Source organism: Cypionkella psychrotolerans (assembly GCF_001294535.1).
GTDB lineage: Bacteria > Pseudomonadota > Alphaproteobacteria > Rhodobacterales > Rhodobacteraceae > Cypionkella > Cypionkella psychrotolerans.
This window is the reverse complement of the sequence record NZ_LGIC01000033.1, coordinates 135,025-156,198: the sequence shown is the minus strand read 5'-3', so window position 1 is coordinate 156,198 and position 21,174 is coordinate 135,025. Positions and strand designations below refer to the sequence as shown.

Sequence of the window (21,174 nt, the reverse complement as noted above, 5' to 3'; positions counted from 1 at the left end):
CTCCCCTGCCCAGCCCCGCCGCCCCACACTTGTTCGCCCTCTCGCTGGGTGTTACATGGGGAAAAAGGCCAGCCACTGGGGGGATTTCGAGGGCATGAGCGGTTTTCCAACTTCGTTCGACAAGGACGACCTGCTGAAATGCGCGCGCGGAGAGCTGTTCGGCCCCGGCAACGCACAACTGCCCGCCCCGCCGATGCTGATGATGGACCGCATCACCGAAGTCTCCGCCGATGGCGGCGCACATGGCAAGGGCCATATCGTCGCTGAGTTCGACATCACGCCTGACCTGTGGTTCTTCGAATGCCACTTCCCCGGCAACCCGATCATGCCCGGCTGCCTTGGCCTTGACGGCCTCTGGCAGCTCACCGGCTTCAACCTCGGCTGGCGCGGCTGGCAGGGGCGCGGCTATGCTCTGGGCGTCGGCGAAGTTAAGCTGACCGGCATGGTCCGCCCTGACCGCAAGCGCCTGACCTATTATGTTGATTTCACCAAAGCCATCCAAACCCGCCGCCTGACTATGGGCGTCGCAGATGGCCGGGTCGAGGCTGATGGCGAAACCATCTACCTTGTCAAAGATATGAAAGTTGCCCTGTCAGAGAATTAATCTGACAAAATCGGCCCTCAGATTCGTTGTCTGATGGCGCTTACGACACCAAAGGAGATAGCCCATGCGTCGCGTCGTCATCACCGGGATCGGCATCATTTCCTCGATCGGCAACAATGCCGCCGAGGTCGAAGCATCGTTGCGCGCAGGCAAATCCGGCATCGTGTTCGCGCCCGAATATGCCGAGCATGGTTTCCGCAGCCAAGTCCACGGCATGCCGCAGATCAACCTTGCCGATCACATCGACAAGCGCGATCTGCGCTTCATGGGCCCCGGTGCCGCCTACAACTTCCTCGCCATGCAGCAGGCCATCGCCGATTCCGGTCTGGAAGAAAGCGACGTATCCAACGAACGCTCCGGCCTGATCATGGGGTCCGGCGGCCCCTCGACCTCAAACTTCTTCCTCGCATTTGATGCGGTGATCAACAAGGGCGCGCCCAAAAAGATGGGTCCATTCATGGTCACCCGCTGCATGTCCTCGACCAACTCCGCCTGCCTCGCCACCCCGTTCAAGATCAAGGGCGTGAACTATTCGATCACCTCGGCCTGCTCGACCTCGGCGCATTGCATCGGCAATGGCGTGGAACTGATCCAGATGGGCAAGCAAGACGTGGTGTTCGCAGGCGGCGGCGAAGAACTCGACTGGACGCTGTCCTGCCTGTTCGACGCGATGGGCGCGATGAGCAGCAAGTATAACGACACCCCGGAAACCGCCTCGCGCACCTATGACGCTACCCGTGACGGCTTTGTCATCGCAGGTGGCGGCGGTGTTGTCGTGCTGGAAGAACTCTCCCACGCCCTCGCGCGCGGTGCGAAAATCTACGGCGAAGTCACCGGATATGGTGCCACCTCGGATGGCTACGACATGGTCGCCCCCTCCGGCGAAGGCGGTGAACGCTCGATGAAACTCGCCATCGCCACCCTACCCGAAGGCCGCAGCGTGGATTACATCAACTCCCACGGCACCTCGACCGTGGTGGGTGATGTGACCGAGATGGAAGCGATCCGCCGCGTCTGGGGCAAAGGCCACACCCCGCCCGTCGCCTCGACCAAATCGCTGACCGGCCACAGCCTCGGTGCCACCGGCGTCCACGAAGCGATCTACAGCCTGCTCATGATGAACGGTGATTTCATCGCCGCTTCCGCCAACATCACCACCCTAGACCCTGCCCTAGACCCATCCGAAATCGTGATGACCCTGCGCGAGGGCGTCAAACTCGACTCCGTCCTGTCGAACTCTTTCGGCTTCGGCGGCACCAATGCGACCCTTCTGATGAGCAAGTATCTGGCCTAATCCGCCACTAAAAGGAGTGCCAGTATGGCTGATCTGATGAAGGGCAAGCGCGGGCTTGTCATGGGCGTAGCGAATGAGCGGTCCATCGCTTGGGGTATCGCCAAAGCGCTGGCCGCTGAAGGGGCCGAACTGGCATTTTCCTACCAAGGCGACGCTTTCGGCAAACGCCTTGCCCCCCTCGCCGCCACCGTGAACAGCGATGTGATGGTCGATGTTGATGTCACCAACGACGACTCCTTGGATGCCTGCTTTGCCACGCTGAAGGAAAAATGGGGCACGATGGATTTCCTGATCCACGCCATCGCCTTCTCTGACAAGAACGAGTTGACCGGGCGTTTCATCAACACCAGCCGCGAGAATTTCAAAAACTCGATGTGCATCTCTTGCTATAGCTTCATCGACGTCGCAGGCCGCGCTTCGGAGTTGATGCCAAACGGCGGCAGCCTGATCACCCTGACCTATGGCGGCTCCAACCGCGTGACGCCGAATTACAACGTGATGGGCGTCGCCAAAGCCGCCCTCGAATCCGCCACCCGCTATCTGGCGAATGACCTTGGCCCGCAGCAAATCCGCGTCAACGCCATCAGCCCCGGCCCGATGAAAACCCTCGCCGGCGCAGCCATCGGTGGCGCCCGCGCCACCTTCCGCCATACCGAGGCCAACGCCCCGATGCGCACCAACGCGACCCTAGAGGCCATCGGCGGCACCGCCGTCTACCTCTGCTCCGACTTCGGCGCTTGCACCTCTGGCGAGATCATCCACGTCGATTCCGGCTATCATGTGCTGGGGATGCCGCAGCAGGAAAACCTGTAAGCTCAGGTGCTTGCCCTTGTCCTCTCCCTCGGCCTGATCGCCGTCACCGGCCTTGCCCTGCGCGGCGGCTTTGCGGGCGCGGGCTGGAATCGCGTCGGCTTTGATGTCAACGCTTTGGGCCTGTCCGCCGTCGCTGTCGCCGCCGCGATCTGGTTTTTCGGTTGGCAATATGGCGCGGCCTTCATCGCAGCCATCATGATCCACGAGATCGGCCATGTAGCCGCCTTCCGGGTCTGCGGCCACAAAGACGCGCAGTTCCGGCTGATCCCATTGTTCGGCGGCGTCGCAGTATCCCGCAGCCTGCCCGCCAGCCATGACCGTGACCTGTTCATCAGCCTGATGGGCCCAGCGATCTGCCTCGGCCCAATGGCCCTATGCTTTGCGGTGGCGCAGTTGATCTTCCCACAAGCCCCCGCTGTGGCAAGCTTTCTCTACATCCAAGGCCTCGTCCTCGGCGGCCTTAACCTGTTCAACCTGCTGCCGTTCTGGCCGTTGGACGGCGGTAAAATCGTGCGATTGCTGACCTACACCTTCTTCCCCAAAGCCACCCGCACGGTGTCGATCCTGATGTCCGCCGCCGCCGCCGCGCTCTGTGTAGCAACCCATTCCTACATCCTGTTGTTCTTCGTGCTTCTGGGCTGGCAAGGCCTGATCCAATCCGAACAACTGATCGAACTGCAACGCCCGATGCGCAAATCCACCGCATGGGTGGCGCTGGCCGCTTACCTCTCCACTGCAGGCGCGCTGTATTTGGGTGCCGCTCAGTTCGTGCAAAGCCTGTTTTAGCGTCAGCGAAACCGGATTTTGCAGAAAAAATCCGTGCAAATTTCTGGAACAGAAATTCAGCCCCGGCGCCGCGCATCGCGCCAAATCGTTAAATTCCCCTTAACGGCGTACCCCCAAGCCCTTGGAAACGCACAAAATAAAAAGGTCCCGAGTTGGGACCCTCACTTTTCAATCCAGAATTTTTGGAGCGGGCGGCGGGAATCGAACCCGCGTCTTTAGCTTGGAAGGCTAAGGTCTTACCATTACACAACGCCCGCGCAGCTGCCTTCTAGCACCGCTGGAAGGCAGGCTCAACACCCCTCACCCACATTTAGAATGCCCGCAATCATTGCAGGTCATGCAGCCCTCTTTCATCTGCAACGCATAGCTGCCGCAAGAGGGACAAGCCTTGCCCCGCGGAGCCTCGCCCACCGCCATCACCTGCGCATGAGGGTCAGATTTCAGCCCCATCCCCTCGCCCGCGATAAAGCCGATGGAGACAAGATGCCGCTCAATCACCCCGCCAATCGCGGCCAGGATCGAGGGAATATACCGCCCCTCCATCCAGGCCCCGCCGCGCGGATCGAACACCGCTTTCAACTCCTCGACGACAAACGAGATATCCCCACCACGCCGGAACACCGCCGAGATCATCCGGGTCAGCGCCACGGTCCAGGCGAAATGCTCCATGTTTTTCGAGTTGATGAACACTTCAAACGGCCGCCGATGCCCAGCAATGATGATGTCATTGATGGTGATATAGAGCGCGTGTTCGCTGCCCGGCCATTTGACCTTATAGGTCTGCCCCTCCAGCGCCGCAGGGCGGTCGAGCGGATCGGTCAGGTAGACCACCTCGCCCCCCGCCACCATTGCCGGGGCTTCCGCCGGAACCTTATCCGTGCTTTCCGAAACCGTCAGCACCGAGCCGGTCACCGCATTGGGCCGGTAGGTGGTGCAGCCTTTGCAACCTTGATCCCAAGCGGCCATATAGACCTCTTTGAACGCCTCAAAGCTGATATCCTCGGGGCAGTTGATGGTCTTGGAAATGGAACTATCAATCCACTTCTGCGCCGCCGCCTGCATCCGCACATGGTCCAGCGGAGGCAAAGTCTGCGCATTCACAAAGTAATCCGGCAGTGCCGCATCGCCCTTCAATTCACGCCACAGCCGCACCGCATAATCAACAACTTCTTCCTCGGTCCGCGAGCCATCCTTTTGCAGCACTTTCCGGGTGTAGGCATAAGCAAACACCGGCTCAATGCCCGAAGACACGTTCCCCGCATACAAAGAAATCGTCCCCGTTGGCGCAATCGAGGTCAGCAACGCATTGCGAATCCCATGCGTGCGGATCGCGTCGCGCACATCATCATCCATCTGCATCATATTGCCCGAAGCCAGATACCCCTCCGCCTCAAACAACGGAAACGCGCCCTTTTCCTTCGCCAGATCAACCGACGCCAAGTAAGATGCCCGCGCGATCGCATGCATCCAATCCTCGGTCTGGCGGGCGGCCTCAACCGAGCCGTAGCGGAGGCCCACCATCAGCAACGCATCCGCCAGCCCGGTCACGCCCAGCCCGATCCGCCGCTTCGCCTTCGCCTCAGCTTGCTGCTCCGGCAACGGGAAGCGCGAGGCATCCACCACGTTGTCCATCATCCGCACGGCCAGCCGCACCAGATCATCCAGTGCCACCAGATCCAGCTTCGCGCCCTTGGTAAACGCCCCCGCCACCAGCGTCGGCATGTTGATCGACCCCAGCAGACATGCCCCGTAAGGCGGCAAGGGCTGCTCGCCGCAAGGATTGGTCGCGGCAATCGTCTCGCAATAGCCCAGGTTGTTGGCCTTGTTGATCCGATCGATGAAAATCACCCCCGGCTCGGCAAAATCATAGGTGTTGCGCATGATCTTGTTCCACAGATCGCGCGCTTGCAGGGTGCGGAACACCCTGCCCTCAAACACCAGATCCCAAGACGCATCGGCCTTCACCGCATCCATGAACGGATCAGTGATCAGCACCGAAAGGTTGAACATCCGCAGCCGGGCTGCATCCTTCTTGGCCTCGATAAACGCTTCCACATCCGGGTGATCGCAGCGCATCGTCGCCATCATCGCCCCGCGACGCGACCCCGCCGACATGATGGTGCGGCACATCGCATCCCACACATCCATGAAGCTCAAAGGCCCCGAGGCATCCGCCGCCACACCCTTCACTTCGGCGCCACGCGGGCGAATGGTCGAGAAATCATAGCCAATGCCGCCACCCTGCTGCATCGTCAGCGCGGCTTCTTTCAGCGCATCAAAAATCCCGCCCATCGAATCAGGCACAGTGCCCATGACAAAGCAGTTGAACATCGTGACGTTGCGGCCCGTGCCAGCGCCCGCCGTGATCCGACCCGCAGGCAGATACTTGAAGCCTTCGAGCGCCTTGTAGAATCGCTCCTCCCAAACCGCAGGCTCGGCCTCGACCTCAGCCAAAGCCCGCGCGATTCGCCGCCAGCTGTCTTCGACCGAGCCATCAATCGGCGTGCCATCCTGCGCCTTCAGGCGGTATTTCATGTCCCAGATTTGCTCGGCGATAGGGGCGGCGAAGCGCGACATTAGGCGTTCTCACTTATCTTGATAGGGGGCAAAATGCAAAAGCCCACGACAGCAAAAGCGGCCACGGGCAGGTCGACAGGATACGCGCAACTTCCTGCGCGAGCAACCCTTGAGCATACCAGATTTAGGTCTATTCTATGTCCTCTATGCCACGAGGGACTCAATGACGCTCAATATCCTAAAACTCAGCGTCGGGACGGAATCGGTCGATGACCTCACCCAATGGCACCGCGCCCATGCGCATGTCTGGGCCCCCGGCACCACCGAACATGTCACCCGGATGTGGCCGAAGCGTGAAGACGAAATTCTCAACGGTGGCTCGCTCTATTGGGTGATCAAAGGCGTGATCCAAGCCCGCCAGCGCCTGCTGGGCCTCGCCGAGCGGCGCGGCCAAGACGGCATTCTGCGCTGCGCCCTTGTGCTGGATGCCGAAGTCATCCGCACCGAAAACGCCCTGCGCCGCCCGTTCCAAGGCTGGCGCTACCTCGATCCCGCCGAATCGCCACGCGATCTGCCAAAAACCCGCGCGCAGGACGACACCCTCCCCCCGGCCCTCGCCGCAGCCCTGGCAGAAATCGGCCTGCGCTAACCGCCAAAACTTGTCTAAAATTGTCATCCTCTGTGCTCAAATATCCTCGGGGTTTGGGGGCGAGCCCCCAATGCGCGGCATCCACCCTTCCCTTCGCCTAAAATCCGCGCCACAACCCAGATATGATCAAACGTCCGCTCTGGCTCGCCGCCGCCCCCGTGATCTTCCTGCTGCTGTGGTCGGCGGGCTTTGGCATCGCCAAACTTGGCCTGCAACACGCCGAACCGCTCACCCTGCTGGCACTGCGCTACACCTGCGTCTTGGCGCTGTTGCTGCCGCTCGCCCTGATCATCCGACCCCCAATGCCGAAAACCAAACGCGCTTGGGCCGACATCGCCATCACCGGCTTTCTGATCCAAGTCGTCTATTTCGGCCTCTGCTACATCGCCTTCAAAGCCGGAGTCTCGGCTGGTGGCGTCGCGATTATCGTCTGCCTGCAACCGATTCTCGTCGCCCTCGCCGCGCCCTATACCGTGGGTGAGGCCACTTCCCGCCTCGGCTGGATCGGCCTCGCCCTCGGCCTCGCCGGGGCTGCCATCGCCATCCTGTCGCGCTCCAGCCTACAGGCCGAAAACCCATGGGGCATCCTGCTGGCGTTCGGCGGATTGTTGGGGATCACCAGCGGCACGCTCTACGAAAAGCGCTTCGGCACCCATCAGCACCCGATCACCGCCAACCTGATCCAATACGCCACTGGAGCCATCTTCACCCTACCCGCCGCCTACCTGACCGAAGGCATGGCGGTGCACTGGTCGCCCGCATTCCTGCTGATCTTGGGCTATTTGGTGATCGGCAACTCCATCCTCGCGATCAGCCTTTTGCTGGCAATGATCCGCGTCGGCGAAGTCGCCCGCGTCTCGGCGCTGTTCTACCTTGTCCCAGCCCTGTCAGCCCTGTTCGCATGGCCGCTGCTGGGCGAGGCAATGCCGCCCTTGGCATGGGCAGGCATGGCATTGGCGGGTCTGGGGGTGGCTTTGGTGAGCCGAAAACCCGCTGCAAAACCCTGATCACCAGCCGCCCGGATTGCCCGATTTTATCTTGCCATGGCCTTCTTCGCCAGCTTCGCTCATCCAAACCACTTGCGCGCCACTGATCGCAACCGACCAGCACACTTCCGGGTCTTGGCCATAGGTGAAGCACATCTTATTGCCCTTCACCGCCCAGGCCCCGGTGTAATCTGCCGCGTGCAAACTGCCATCGGGGGCATAAAACTCGGCATAAGCGCCCGAGGCCGCCATGCTGCCGGTCACGGTATTGCCAACCAGTGCAGAACGAATCGCATCACCCGTCGCCAGATCGGCCGCCACAACGGGCGTCGCGAGCAGCATCAGCGGCAGAATATAGCGCACGGCAGGCCTCCTCGGTTGCCGCCAGAGTTAACTCTTCGCCCCGCAAGGTCAAGCCGCTTCAAGCGCCGTCAGATCGCGGGCAGCGTCAGCCCCAGCTTCATCGCCAACCGCTCTAGCACGCCGCGCGCATGCGACCAATCGGCCCCACGGCTGGCGAATAGCACCGCCTGACTTTGCAAAATCACCGAATCCGACAGGACTTTCAAATGGTTCGCCCGCAGGGTCTCGCCCGACGACGTAATGTCTGCAATCGCTTCAGCCGTCAGGTTCTTCACCGTGCCCTCAGTCGCGCCCTGACTGTCGACCAGCTGATAATCCGCCACGCCCTGCGCGGTCAGAAACTCACGCACCAAGCGATGATATTTCGTCGCAATCCGCAACCGAAAGCCATGCGCCGCGCGAAACGCCGCCGCCGCCGCGTCGAGATCATCGACAGTATCGACATCAATCCAGCACGCAGGCACCGCGATGATCAGATCGGCATGGCCAAAGCCCAAGGCGGCAAGTTCCGCCACCTGCACATCCCAATCCGCCAGCTTATCCCGCACCAAATCGCTGCCGGTGACCCCGAGATGAATCCGCCCCGCCGCCAATTCGCGCGGAATTTCCCCCGCCGACAGCATCACCAATTCCACCCCGTCAATGCCCTCGACAGCGCCGGAATACTCCCGCTCCGCCCCGGTTTGCCGCATCACCACACCGCGGCGTCCGAACCATTCAAAGGTCTTTTCCATCAACCGGCCCTTCGAGGGCACCCCGATCTTCAACATCAGATCGCCCCCTTCAATGCCGCCACCAAGTGGGGGCGAATGATCCCCCCCACCGCCGGAATAGACCGCCCAGCCCCCAGCACCGCCGTCAGCGCATCATACCGCCCGCCCGTCGCCACCGCAGGCATCCCCTCGGCATGAAACGAGAACACGAAGCCGTCGTAATATTCCATCGAGGTCCGCCCAAGGCTCGCCTCAAACGCCAGCGTATCTACCGCCACCCCACGCGCACGCAGCGCGTCCAACCGAGTCGCAAACCGATCCACCGCAGGCGCAATCGCAGGCAACAAGGGCGTAATCCCACTCAAATGCCCCAAAGCCGCCTCAGCTGGGGCCTGCAACCCCAAAAGATCATACAGTAACGCCGCCTCAGGCGCCTTGATCGGCGCAGCCTGCGCATCTTCAATCAACGCCTCGGCCCGCGCCGCAATATCTTCCGGCGCACGCAGCCCGATGAACGCCCCCGCCGCCGCAATCAATGCCTCCGGCGCACCGCCCGCCAACCGCTCCAGCAAAGCCAGCCGCCCCGCTGAAACCGCCGCCCGCCCGGCAAACCGATCCAGCAGCGCCCGGAACCGCTTCGGCCGCCAGATATGCCGCAACAACGCCGCCCGCCGCCGCTCGGTCGTCTCCAACCCCCGCACCGCCGCCATCAGAATGCCGATGTCGCCCGTCACCGCCCGCAAGCCCAGTCCGCTGACCAGCCCCGCGAACAACGCGAACACCTCGGCATCGGCCGCCTCGGGTGCCGCACGATCAAACACCTCAAACCCCACCTGCAAATATTCGCTGGCCCGGTTGCCCAAATGCTCCTGCTTGCGAAACACCTCGCCCATGTAGCAATAGCGCGCCGGGTCCGCCCCATCCGCCATATGCGCCTGCACCACCGGCACGGTGAAGTCAGGCCGCAGCATCATCTCGCCGCGCAACGGGTCGGTGGTGACATAAGCCCGCGCCCGAATATCCTCGCCATACAAATCCAGCAGAGTTTCCGCCGGCAGCAGCAAATCCGCCTCAACCGCCACAGCCCCCGCCGCCTGAAACGCTGCAAACAGCAGCGAAGCCTCGGCCCGGATTGCAGCTTTGTTAACGGGCTGGCTCATTGCCCCAACATCTTCCGCACTGCCGCCACCAGATCACCGCGCGGCACTTCCACCTGCGCAGGCTGATCCTTCCATTCCTCCAGCGTCGCAGATTGCGCAATCTTCGCGCCGAGGATCAGGTCTTTCAGGATCACAACGCCCTTCTCAGCCTCATTCCCACCCTGAATAACCGCAATCGGAGACTGGCGTTTATCCGCATATTTCAACTGGTTGCCGAATTGCTTGGGGTTGCCGAGATAAACCTCCGCCCGGATACCAGCCTGACGCAACTCCCCCACCATCCCCATATAATCCGCCATCCGGTCGCGATCCATCACGGTCACCACGACAGGCCCCGCCGTATCCGCAGCCAGCCGCCCCTTGGCAGCCAAAGCCGCGAGCAACCGATCCACCCCGATGGAAACCCCCGTCGCAGGCACCGCTTGGCCCGTGAAGCGCTTGACCAAATCATCATAGCGCCCCCCGCCCGCCACCGAGCCAAAAGACCGCTTGCGGCCCTTCTCGTCGAGGATTTCAAAGGTCAGTTCCGCCTCATAGACCGGGCCAGTGTAGTAGCCCAAACCCCGCACCACGCCCGGGTCAAGCACGATCCGATCCGCGCCATAGCCCTGCGCATCCAACAACGCCGCGATGCTTTCCAACTCGTCCACACCCTCAGCGCCGATCACCGAACCGCCCACCAATTCGCGCAATCGCGCGACCGTCGCAGCCCCAGTGTCGCGCTTGGCCGAGGTGAACCCCATCACCACATCCGCCTGCGCATCACTCAGCCCCGCGCCCTTGGTGAAATCGCCGCTCTCATCCTTGCGGCCAGCACCCAGCAAGGCCCGCACACCCGCGTCGCCCAAGCGATCAATCTTATCAATCGTCCGCAGCACAATCCCGCGCTCGGCTTCCTTGTCGTCGCCCGCCAAACCGGCGACTTCCATCACCCCGTTCAGCACTTTGCGGTTGTTGACCTTGACCACATAATCGCCGCGCGGGATGCCAACGATCTCCAGCGCATCCGACAACATCGCGCAAATCTCGGCATCCGCCGCCACCGAAGCCGACCCCACCGTATCGGCGTCGCATTGATAAAACTGCCGGAACCGCCCCGGCCCCGGTTTCTCATTGCGCCAAACCGGACCCATCGCATACCGCCGATACGGCGACGGCAGATCGTTGCGATACTGCGCCGCCACCCGCGCCAGTGGCGCTGTCAGGTCATAGCGCAGCGCCAGCCAGTCGGCGTCTTCATCCTGCCAGCCGAACACGCCTTCATTCGGGCGATCCACATCGGGCAGAAACTTGCCCAAAGCCTCAACCGTTTCCACAGCCGAAGTCTCCAGCGGATCAAAGCCATAGCGATGGTAAACCTCGGCAATCTTGTCCAGCATCGCCTTGCGGGCGGTCACTTCCGCGCCAAAGTAATCGCGAAAGCCCTTGGGGGTCTCCGCGCGCGGGCGACGTGCCACTTTTGCGCCTTGGGTTTTATCATTTGCCATAGCTTACAGCCTTCGCTTTTTCTCGCGCTCCGTGTAACGGATGGGGGCATCCGCAGCAAGCAGGGGACGAAGATGGACCGCACCGAAGCCCTTGAAGAACGCATCGCCCATCTGACCCGCGCCGTCGAAGACCTGTCGGACGTGGTCGCGCGCCAGTCAAAAGACCTAGACCGCCTGCTGCGCCTGACGCAACTTCTGGCCGAACGAGAGGCGGAACGCGAAGGCCCCGGCCAAGCGCCCGAAGCCAACGTCCGCCCCCCCCACTGGTAACTACATATTCACCAAACGGTAAACCGCCACGCCCAGCGCAAACAGCCCGACCGCAATCGTCAGCGGCCTGCGTGGGGCCATCTTGGCCAGATAGCCGCCAAAAAACGCCGCAGGCAAGCCGCCCAAGGCCAGACCAAACACCGTCATCCGCACTTGGCTCCAGTCGGTTTCCTCGCCCCACCAGCCGAAATAATAGGCCACGCCCAGCGCGGTAAACACCACAAAACTGACGATAAATTCCGAGAAATTCGTCGATCCAATCGCATAGCGCGACTCCACGCCCGAGCCCAACAGCCCGGTGTTCACAATCGGCCCCCACGATCCGCCGATGCCTTCAATCACCCCGCCCGCAAAGCCAATCGCCTGAAACCGCCGGGTTTTCACCACTTTGACGGCGATGCCATAGATGCCGCGATAAACGATATAGCTGCCCATCAGAACCAGATAGCCGTTCACCAGATATTGCAAAGCATGGCCCTTCAGCCCCGACAGCAGGGTAGCCCCAAGGATGCCGCCAATCGAGCCAAACAGCGCCAAAGCCCCCACAATCCGCCAGTCAATATTGCGATGATAGAGGTTCGACAGCGCCGCCGTCCCCCCCGTCGGCAGCTTCGCGGCATTGACCGAGGCAGAGACCAACGGCGGCGGCACACCTTGCGCCAGCAGCACGGCGGACGAGATCACCCCAAAGCCCATGCCCAATGATCCATCAATCAACTGCGCAATAAACCCGATGAGCATGTAATCCCAGATGCTGTCCATGCAGATTTCGCCCCTTAATTACGACAATTCCCGTAGATATTTACTGATTAAGCCCAGCAAACAACTATTTTTTTCTCTTTTGCAGGAATTTGGCAGAGATTCGACCCTTCTGCTCACAAAAGCGTCATCATCGGCGAGGTTTCGCACAACCTAGGGCGGGGGTTGTCGGTGGCTAGACGTGGCGGCGTCACACTTCCTCGACCATCACCACGCCCTGCATCGCCTTGATCGCGCCCTTGATTTGCGCCGTCACCGGATAGCTTTGCGGCAGGGTCAGATCAATCTCGCGGCCCTGATCATCCGGCACACACAGCGTGATCTGCGCCTTGTTGCGCCCCTCAACCTTGCCCAAAAGCATCGCTATCGACACCGCCGCCTCAGCCCGGTTCAGATGGATCCGCAACGCCTGCGCGCCTGCCGCATCCGCCACCTGATCAATCGGCTGCACCGCATTGGCCAGCAGCTTCAGCGTCTCGCCCTCAAGCTCGGCCTTCACCGTCAGCACCACGTTCATCCCCGGTTCCAACAGATCACGCGCGGCTTCCAGCGTGTCGGAAAACACCGTCACCTCATAAAGCCCGGTCGGATCGGAGAGCGAGACGAAAGCAAAGCGGTTGCCCTTCGCCGATTTGCGCTCCTGCTTGCTGGCCACCGAGCCCGCAATCTTGGCAATGCACATCCCCCGCTCGGCTTTCCGCGTCACTTCCGTCAGGGTCAACACGTCCCGCCGTTTCAACGCCGACATATAGTCATCCAGCGGATGCCCCGACAGATAAAACCCAATCGCCAGATGCTCTTGCGTCAACCGCTCTACCGGCAGCCAATCGTCCCGGTACGCCAGCCGAGGCTCCGGAATATCCGCCCCAGCCTCGCCAAACAGGCTGACCTGATTGGAGTTTTGCGCCTCATGGATCGCCGCCGAATAGGCCACCAGCGCATCCAAAGCCTCAAACACCCGCGCCCGGTTGCCGTCCAAAACGTCAAACGCCCCGGCCCGCGCCAGCATCTCTAACGGGCGTTTTCCCACCCGCTTCATATCCACACGGCGGGCGAAATCGAACAAAGTCGCGAACGGTTTCTGGCCCCGCGCGCTGACAATCAGCCCCATCGCGTCCGCGCCCACACCCTTCAACGCGCCCAAAGCATAGACCACAGCGCCATCCCGCACCGTGAACGTCGCCAAAGACGCATTCACACAGGGCGCCACCGTCTTGATCCCCAGCTTGCCGACTTCGCGCTTATACACCGCCAGCTTGTCGGTCAGATGAATATCGCAGTTCATCACCCCGGCCATGAACTCGACCGGATGGTTCGCCTTCAGCCAAGCGGTCTGATAACTGACCACCGCATAGGCCGCAGCATGCGATTTGTTAAAACCGTAATTGGCAAACTTCTCCAGCAGGTCGAACACCTCCCCGGCCTTCTTCACATCGACATTATGGGTCTTCTTCGCGCCCTCAACGAACTTCGGCCGTTCCTTCGCCATCTCCTCGGCGATCTTCTTGCCCATGGCGCGGCGCAGCAAATCCGCGCCGCCCAAAGAATACCCCGCCATCACCTGAGCAATCTGCATAACCTGCTCTTGGTAAACGATAATCCCCTGCGTCTCGGCCAGAATATGATCAATCGTCGGATGGATAGACTCCAGATCCTTCAGCCCGTTCTTCACCTCGCAATAGGTCGGAATATTCTCCATCGGGCCGGGTCGATACAAAGCCACCAGCGCCACGATATCCTCGATGCAGGTCGGCTTCATCCGCCGCAAGGCATCCATCATGCCGCTGGATTCCACCTGAAACACCGCCACGGTTTTCGCCGCCGCATAAAGCTCATACGACGCCTTATCGTCCAACGGGATCAGCCCGATGTCGTTCTCCGCCCCCGGTTTCGCCTCATACAACACCCGGCCATCCGCCGACTGATTGAGCGCCCGCTTGCCATTGTTGATCTGGTCAATCGCGTTCTGGATCACCGTCAGCGTCTTCAGCCCAAGAAAGTCGAACTTCACCAGCCCGGCCTGCTCGACCCATTTCATATTGAACTGCGTCGCAGGCATGTCCGATTTCGGGTCTTGATACAGCGGCACCAACTCATCCAACGGACGGTCGCCAATCACCACCCCGGCGGCATGGGTAGACGCATTCCGATACAGCCCCTCAATCTGCGCGCCATAGTCCAAAAGCCGCGCGACAACCTCCTCCTTCGCCGCCTCGCGCAGCCGAGGCTCATCCGCCAACGCCTTGGTAATGCTGACGGGTTTAACCCCCTCCACCGGGATCATCTTCGACAGCCGGTCCACCTGCCCATAAGACATCTGCAACACGCGCCCCACGTCGCGCACCGCCGCCTTCGACAGCAAAGCGCCGAAAGTGATGATCTGCCCCACCTTATCACGGCCATACTTGCCCTGAACGTATTGAATAACCTCGCCCCGACGATCCATGCAGAAGTCGATATCGAAGTCGGGCATCGACACCCGCTCGGGGTTCAAAAACCGCTCAAACAGCAAAGCATAGCGCAAAGGGTCCAAATCAGTGATCGTCAGCGCATAAGCCACGAGGCTACCCGCACCAGAACCCCGCCCCGGCCCCACCGGAATATGCTCTTTCTTCGCCCAACCGATGAAATCCGCGACGATCAGAAAATAGCCGGGGAACCCCATCTTCTCGATGATGCCCAGCTCAAAGTCCAACCGCGCCTGATATTCCTCGACGCTCACCGCATGCGGAATAATCGCCAGCCGCGCCTGCAAGCCCGCATTGGCCTGCCGCCGCAATTCATTCACCTCATCATCGGCGAACTTCGGCAAAATCGGCGCGCGCTTGAACGCCGCAAACGCACAGCGCCGCGCGATCTCTACCGTATTCTCCACCGCCTCCGGCAGATCGGCGAACAAAGTCACCATCTCGGCCTCGGTCTTGAAATAATGCTGTGGCGTCAGCCGCCGCCGAGGCTGCTGCTGATCCACATAAGCCCCCTCGGCAATGCAAATCAGCGCGTCATGCGCCTCATACATCGTCGCCGCCGGGAAATAGACGTCATTGGTCGCCACCAGAGGTAGGTCCAACTCGTAAGCCGTCTCAATAAACCAGCGCTCGGTGCCCGCCTCGGCATCCGTCAGCCGCCCACCCTCGCCCGGATGCCGCTGCAATTCCACATAAAGCCGCCCCGGATAAGCCGCCGCCAACCGCTCCAACAACACCCGCGCTTTCGGCAGCTGCGCCGTCTGCACCAACCGCCCCAAAGGCCCATCCGCCCCGCCAGTCAAACAGATCAGCCCATCCGAATACCGCTCCAACTCCGCAACCGTCACCTCCGGCAAAGCCCCGCCCTTGTCGATATAAAGACAAGAGTTCAGCTTCATCAGGTTCATGTAACCCGCTTCGTTCTGCGCCAGCAGCACAACCGAAGCCGCCGCCTTCACCTTCTCCCCCGCCGCCCCCGGATCATAAGCGACAGACACCTGACAGCCCACAATCGGCTGCACCCCGGCGTCTTTCGCGTAAACCGAAAACTCCAGCGCCGCGAACATGTTATTGCTGTCGGTGACCGCCACCGCAGGCATCTCATGCTTGGCACAAAGCTTCAAAAGCGCCTTCACAGGCACAGCACCCTCCAACAGTGAATGTTCGGTATGGGTGCGCAGATGGATGAATCGAGGTGCTGACATGGGCCTAGCCTAACCAACCGGCGCCCGGAACAAAAGCCCGCCCTATTCGCAGGCAAATCCTGAAACTGCTATCCTCAGCGCCAAAAAGGTAATGCTTGCCAAACGATGTCGGTGCAGGCTTGATAAATCCTGACACGGACCAATCTTAAGGTCGCGCGACCCGCTTTACGCCGCATCGGGCGGGCGCGCACAAGGCCCAGTTGAGACAGACAGCGGCAGGATAGACCATGACCGAGACAGCGTTTCTCTTGAACGGAACGCCGGTGCGCATCGCAGGCGGCAGTCCGACGCGCACCCTGCTGGAATACCTGCGCGAAGATAAATCCCTTTGCGGCACCAAAGAGGGTTGCAATGAAGGCGATTGCGGCGCCTGCACTGTCATGGTCACCGATGCCAATGGCCCGAAAGCCCTGAACGCCTGCATCCTGTTCCTACCACAACTGCACGGTAAAGCCGTCCGCACCGTCGAGGGCATCTCTGGCCCGAACGGCACCCTCCATCCTGTCCAAGCCGAGATGATCGCCCACCACGGCAGCCAATGCGGCTTCTGCACCCCCGGTTTTATCGCCTCAATGGCCATCGCCCACACCCTGAACCGCACCGACCACGACACCACCCTCGCCGGAAACCTCTGCCGCTGCACCGGCTACGCCCCGATCATCCGCGCCGCAAAAGCCGCCGAATCAGCCCCGATCCCCGACTGGATGCAAACCGACCAACACAGCCTGCCCGACACGGTGGGGACGGGGGAGGCGCATAGCCTCCCCGGCGCGTTCCGCCCCACCAACAGCGATGATCTCGCCGACTGGTATCAGCAAAACCCCAACGCCACCCTGATCGCCGGGGCCACCGATGTCGGTCTCTGGGTTACCAAACAACTGCGCGACCTCGGCCCGGTGGCCTTCCTGAACGCCGTCACCGACCTGCAACAGATCGAACACTCCCCCGGCCAGCTCCACATCGGCGCGGGCGTCACCGTTAATCAGCTGCGCGAGGCCTTGCTGCCGCACCACCCCTCCTTCGCCGAACTGCTGCGCCGCTATGCTTCCGAGCAAGTCCGCAACGCCGCCACCATCGGCGGCAACATCGCCAATGGCTCGCCGATCGGCGACGGCCCGCCCGCCCTGATCGCCCTCGGTGCCACGCTGCACCTGCGCAAAGGCCACGACCTCCGCTCGATCCCCCTCGAATCCTTCTTCATCGAATACCGCAAACAAGACCGCCACCCCGGTGAGTTCGTCGCAGGCATATCCATCCCGTCAAACGCCCCCGCCCTACGCTGCTACAAACTCACCAAACGCTTCGATCAAGACATTTCCGCCGTGCTCGGTTGCTTCAACATCACCGTTGAGGCCAACCAAATCACCCAAGCCCGCATCGCCTTCGGCGGCATGGCAGGCATCCCCAAACGCGCCAGCCATGTCGAAACCGCCGTCCTAAACAAACCCTTCACCCTAGAAACCCTGCAAACCGCCCTCCCCGAATTCGTCAAAGATTTTCAACCCCTCACCGACATGCGCGCTTCGTCCACCTACCGCCTCACCACCGCACAAAACCTGCTGATCCGCTATTTCCACGACCTCAACGGCACCGCGACAAACGTTTTGGAGGTCGCGCTATGACCATGGGCAAACCCCTCCCACACGACTCCGCCCCCCTGCACGTCACAGGCCAAGCCCGCTATCTTGACGACATTCCGCTGCCCGCAGGCACCCTGCACGCCGCCTTCGGCCTCTCCATCTGCGCCCACGGCAGCATCACCGCCATCGACCTTTCCGCAGTCCGCGCCGCCCCCGGCGTGATCAAAGTCTATAGCACTGCCGACTTCGCCGAGATGCCGGATTGCTCGCCCTCCATCCACGACGAGCCCCTGCTCGCCGTGGGTAAAGTCCACTACTTCGGCCAACCCGTTTTCCTCGTCATCGCCGACACCCATCTCAACGCCCGCAAAGCCGCGCGCTTGGGCCAAATCACCTACGCCGACCTCCCCGCCCTGCTGACGGTAGACGACGCCCTCAAAGCCAACTCCCGCTTCGAGCAAGGCCCGATCATCTGGGCCAAAGGCGACGCCGCCAAAGCCATCGCCACCGCCGCCCAGATCATCGAAGGCACGCTAGAAGTCGGCGGCCAAGAACACTTCTACCTCGAAGGCCAAATAGCCGCCGCAGTCCCGCAAGAAGACGGCATACATATCTATTCCTCCACCCAGCACCCCACGGAAATCCAACACAAAGTCGCGCACGCCCTGCACCTGCCGATGTCTGCCGTCCGCGTAGAAACCCGCCGCATGGGCGGCGGTTTCGGCGGTAAGGAAAGCCAAGGCAACGCCCTCGCCATCGCCTGCGCCATCGCCGCCCGAGACCTGAACAAGCCCTGCAAAATGCGCTACGACCGCGACGACGATATGATGATCACCGGCAAACGCCACGATCTGCGCATCACCTATCGCGCCGGAATTGACGCCGAAGGCCGCATCCTTGGCATGGATTTCACCCATCTCGTCCGCTGCGGTTGGGCGCAAGACCTGTCGCTTGCCGTTGCCGACCGCGCCATGCTGCACGCCGACAACTGCTACCATTTGCCCGACATTCGCATCGAGTCACACCGCCTGAAAACCAACACCCAATCCGCCACCGCCTACCGCGGCTTCGGCGGCCCGCAGGGCATCATCGGGATTGAGCGAGTGATCGACCACATCGCCCACACGCTGAAAAAAGACCCCAACGATATCCGCAAACTTAACTATTACCGCGCCGCTGGCCCCACCGGACCCGGCACCGGCCACCGGATTGGTTCAACCTATTCCCCCGCGAACTCCGCCCCACAAACCACCCCTTATTTCATGGAAGTCGAAGACTTCGTCGGCCAAGACATCCACGATGCCTTAGAAAAATCAAGCAATTACCAGTCCCGCCGTGCTGAAATCACCGCTTGGAATAGCACAAACCCGATCCTAAAACGTGGCCTCGCGTTCACCCCGGTCAAATTCGGCATCTCCTTCACCCTCACTTGGCTGAACCAAGCGGGAGCCTTGGTGCATGTCTATCAAGACGGCTCGATCCACCTCAACCACGGCGGCACCGAGATGGGCCAGGGCCTGAACCAAAAGGTCGCGCAAGTCGCAGCCTCGGTGTTCGGCGTCGACACATCCCAAGTAAAAATCACCGCCACCGATACCGCAAAAGTCCCCAACACCTCCGCCACTGCCGCGTCATCCGGGGCTGATATGAACGGCATGGCCGCGCAAAACGCCTGCGAGATCATCCGCGCCCGCATGGCCGATTTCCTCGCCGACAAGCTTGGCACCCACCCCAACGAAGTCCGGTTTGAGAACGGAACCGTGCGCGCAGGCGGCGAATCCTACCCCTTCGCCCAAGTCGTCGCATGGGCCTACCAAGCCCGAATTTCCCTCAGCTCCACCGGCTTCTACGCCACCCCCAAAATCAACTGGGACCGCGTCAAAGGCAAAGGCCGCCCCTTCCTGTATTTCGCCTACGGAGCCGCCATCACAGAAGTCGTCATCGACACCCTCACCGGCGAAAACCGCATCCTGCGCACCGACATTCTGCACGACGCCGGAACCAGCCTGAACCCCGCGCTCGACATCGGCCAAGTCGAAGGCGCTTACGTTCAAGGTGTCGGATGGCTGACCACCGAAGAACTGGTCTGGAACGCCAAAGGCGCACTCACCACCCACGCCCCCAGCACCTACAAAATCCCCGCCTGCTCGGATCGCCCGCCAATCTTCAATGTCGCTTTGTGGGATAGCCCCAACCGAGAAAACACCGTCGGCAAATCCAAAGCCGTCGGAGAACCCCCCTTCAACCTCGGCATTTCTGCCTTCCTCGCCCTATCCGACGCGATAGCCGCCTGCGGAGACGGTACGCGCTACCCAAACCTCGACGCCCCCGCCACCCCCGAACGCATCCTCGCCGCCGTGCAAGGTCAACGCGCATGACCCGCCCGCAGCCGATTTTTGAGAAAAATCGTGGCCCCGGCTTGCAGATTGTGCGCCACGTCGCTCTGTCGCAAAGCACGGCTTGTCACGGCCCAGCCACCGCATCACATCTTTTCCACTGCGCGAAACCAATAACCGCAAGCCACCGCCCCACCCCTTTGGCGGCTGCACGCGCCTGCCCCCGGCCCCGCCATGTTTGACCTTGCCAGCCTCAGCCAAACCGTCACCCAACACGGCCCCACCGCCCGCATCGTCATCGCCGCGCATCAGGGCTCCTCCCCCCGCGAAGTCGGTGCATCCATGCTGGTCTGGTCCACGGGCCAATCCGGCACCGTCGGCGGCGGCGCGCTAGAGCATCAAGCCACCCAACACGCCCGCACCCTGCTGCAAACCCAAGAAAAATCCGTCACCCACACCGCCCTCGGCCCAAAACTAAACCAATGCTGCGGCGGCGCGGTCACCCTGTTCACCGAAGTCTTCACCAGCGAAACCCTGCCCGAACCCAGCCCGCTGATCGCCCGCCCCACCACCGACCAGCCGATGCCGCTCGCCGTCAAACGCCTGCTGGCAAACGCCCGTAACCAAGGCACACTCCCCAGCCCCCACCTGCTGCAAGGCTGGATGATCGAGCCCCTCGCCCGCCCGATGCGCGAACTCTGGATCTGGGGCGCAGGCCATGTCGGCCGCGCCCTCGTCCACACCCTCGCCCCGCTGCCTGACCTCCACATCACTTGGATCGACGTAGCCCCCAGCCGCTTCCCCGACGCCGTCCCCCACAACGCCACCGCCCTCCCCGTCGAAAACCCCGCCAACGCCGTCGCCCTCGCCCCCCATGGTGCCGAGCATCTGGTCCTCACCTATTCCCACGCCCTGGACTTAGACCTCTGCCACCGCCTGCTGCTGCACGGCTTCCAATCGCTGGGCCTGATCGGATCACAAACCAAATGGGCCCGCTTCCAAAGCCGCCTGAAAGCCCTCGGCCACGCCCCCCAAACCATCGCCAAAATCACCTGCCCGATCGGCGACCCCAGCCTTGGCAAACACCCAAATGCCATCGCCATCGGCGTCGCCGCCCACGTGTTGCGCCCCACCGCACAGGCTGGCTACAGCCTAACCGCCCCCAGCCGCACCGCTTGACGCCA

17 protein-coding genes and 1 tRNA gene are annotated in these 21,174 nt (G+C 61.7%); 10 read left to right on the top strand and 8 right to left on the bottom strand.

Annotated features, from left to right (window positions below):
• Positions 1-94: 94 nt before the first annotated feature.
• The 4 genes from fabA (at position 95) to AKV04_RS07095 (ending at position 3,497) form a co-directional block, all read left to right on the top strand.
• Entirely contained in the window at positions 95-604 is a 510-nt protein-coding gene (gene fabA / locus AKV04_RS07110) for a bifunctional 3-hydroxydecanoyl-ACP dehydratase/trans-2-decenoyl-ACP isomerase (RefSeq protein WP_054005755.1), read from the top strand.
• A 64-nt stretch (positions 605-668) separates the two neighbouring features.
• The gene (gene fabB / locus AKV04_RS07105; protein ID WP_054005754.1) at positions 669-1,898 is read left to right on the top strand and encodes a beta-ketoacyl-ACP synthase I; all 1,230 of its coding nucleotides are present in this window, start codon (positions 669-671) and stop codon (positions 1,896-1,898) included.
• 24 nt (positions 1,899-1,922) lie between these two features.
• Positions 1,923-2,711 (top strand): enoyl-ACP reductase FabI, encoded by a 789-nt coding sequence (locus tag AKV04_RS07100; RefSeq protein ID WP_054005753.1) that lies wholly within the window; start codon positions 1,923-1,925, stop codon positions 2,709-2,711.
• 6 nt (positions 2,712-2,717) lie between these two features.
• A complete protein-coding gene (locus tag AKV04_RS07095; protein WP_054005752.1) occupies positions 2,718-3,497 on the top strand; it encodes a site-2 protease family protein in 780 nt (259 codons plus the stop codon).
• A 183-nt stretch (positions 3,498-3,680) separates the two neighbouring features.
• Here AKV04_RS07095 and AKV04_RS07090 read toward each other — a convergent pair.
• Positions 3,681-3,754: transfer RNA gene (locus AKV04_RS07090), tRNA-Gly, on the bottom strand.
• 43 nt (positions 3,755-3,797) lie between these two features.
• Complete coding sequence (locus AKV04_RS07085) at positions 3,798-6,074, bottom strand: adenosylcobalamin-dependent ribonucleoside-diphosphate reductase (RefSeq protein ID WP_054005751.1); 2,277 nt, start codon at positions 6,072-6,074, stop codon at positions 3,798-3,800.
• 163 nt (positions 6,075-6,237) lie between these two features.
• Between AKV04_RS07085 and AKV04_RS07080 the strand changes: the two genes are divergently transcribed.
• Both AKV04_RS07080 and AKV04_RS07075 read left to right on the top strand, forming a co-directional pair.
• Positions 6,238-6,663 (top strand): DUF1489 family protein, encoded by a 426-nt coding sequence (locus AKV04_RS07080; RefSeq protein ID WP_054005750.1) that lies wholly within the window; start codon positions 6,238-6,240, stop codon positions 6,661-6,663.
• Between the two features lie 122 nt (positions 6,664-6,785).
• Complete coding sequence (locus tag AKV04_RS07075; RefSeq protein ID WP_054005749.1) at positions 6,786-7,670, top strand: DMT family transporter; 885 nt, start codon at positions 6,786-6,788, stop codon at positions 7,668-7,670.
• Here the strand turns inward: AKV04_RS07075 and AKV04_RS07070 are convergent, their stop codons facing one another.
• From AKV04_RS07070 to hisS, 4 genes are all read right to left on the bottom strand, one after another.
• Complete coding sequence (locus AKV04_RS07070; RefSeq protein ID WP_054005748.1) at positions 7,671-8,012, bottom strand: hypothetical protein; 342 nt, start codon at positions 8,010-8,012, stop codon at positions 7,671-7,673.
• Positions 8,013-8,080: 68 nt separating this feature from the next.
• Entirely contained in the window at positions 8,081-8,785 is a 705-nt protein-coding gene (gene hisG / locus AKV04_RS07065; RefSeq protein ID WP_054005747.1) for an ATP phosphoribosyltransferase, read from the bottom strand.
• Complete coding sequence (locus tag AKV04_RS07060) at positions 8,782-9,885, bottom strand: ATP phosphoribosyltransferase regulatory subunit (RefSeq protein WP_054005746.1); 1,104 nt, start codon at positions 9,883-9,885, stop codon at positions 8,782-8,784. Before AKV04_RS07060 ends, hisG begins: the two co-directional genes overlap by 4 nt.
• Positions 9,882-11,372, bottom strand: a complete 1,491-nt coding sequence (gene hisS / locus AKV04_RS07055) for a histidine--tRNA ligase (protein WP_054005745.1) — start codon at positions 11,370-11,372, stop codon at positions 9,882-9,884. The genes AKV04_RS07060 and hisS overlap by 4 nt, the downstream gene beginning before the upstream one ends.
• A 72-nt stretch (positions 11,373-11,444) precedes the next feature.
• On the opposite strand from hisS, the gene AKV04_RS07050 reads away from it, so the two are divergent.
• Complete coding sequence (locus tag AKV04_RS07050; RefSeq protein ID WP_054005744.1) at positions 11,445-11,642, top strand: SlyX family protein; 198 nt, start codon at positions 11,445-11,447, stop codon at positions 11,640-11,642.
• Here the strand turns inward: AKV04_RS07050 and AKV04_RS07045 are convergent, their stop codons facing one another.
• On the bottom strand, positions 11,643-12,404 hold the full coding sequence (locus AKV04_RS07045; RefSeq protein WP_054005743.1) for a sulfite exporter TauE/SafE family protein: 762 nt from the start codon (positions 12,402-12,404) through the stop codon (positions 11,643-11,645).
• A gap of 187 nt (positions 12,405-12,591) precedes the next feature.
• Complete coding sequence (gene dnaE, locus AKV04_RS07040) at positions 12,592-16,074, bottom strand: DNA polymerase III subunit alpha (protein WP_054005742.1); 3,483 nt, start codon at positions 16,072-16,074, stop codon at positions 12,592-12,594.
• Positions 16,075-16,301: 227 nt separating this feature from the next.
• On the opposite strand from dnaE, the gene xdhA reads away from it, so the two are divergent.
• From xdhA to xdhC, 3 genes are all read left to right on the top strand, one after another.
• A complete protein-coding gene (xdhA, locus tag AKV04_RS07035; protein WP_054005741.1) occupies positions 16,302-17,696 on the top strand; it encodes a xanthine dehydrogenase small subunit in 1,395 nt (464 codons plus the stop codon).
• Positions 17,693-20,032 (top strand): xanthine dehydrogenase molybdopterin binding subunit, encoded by a 2,340-nt coding sequence (gene xdhB, locus AKV04_RS07030; RefSeq protein ID WP_054005740.1) that lies wholly within the window; start codon positions 17,693-17,695, stop codon positions 20,030-20,032. Before xdhA ends, xdhB begins: the two co-directional genes overlap by 4 nt.
• 192 nt (positions 20,033-20,224) lie before the next feature.
• Complete coding sequence (gene xdhC, locus AKV04_RS07025) at positions 20,225-21,169, top strand: xanthine dehydrogenase accessory protein XdhC (protein WP_054005739.1); 945 nt, start codon at positions 20,225-20,227, stop codon at positions 21,167-21,169.
• Positions 21,170-21,174: the final 5 nt, after the last annotated feature.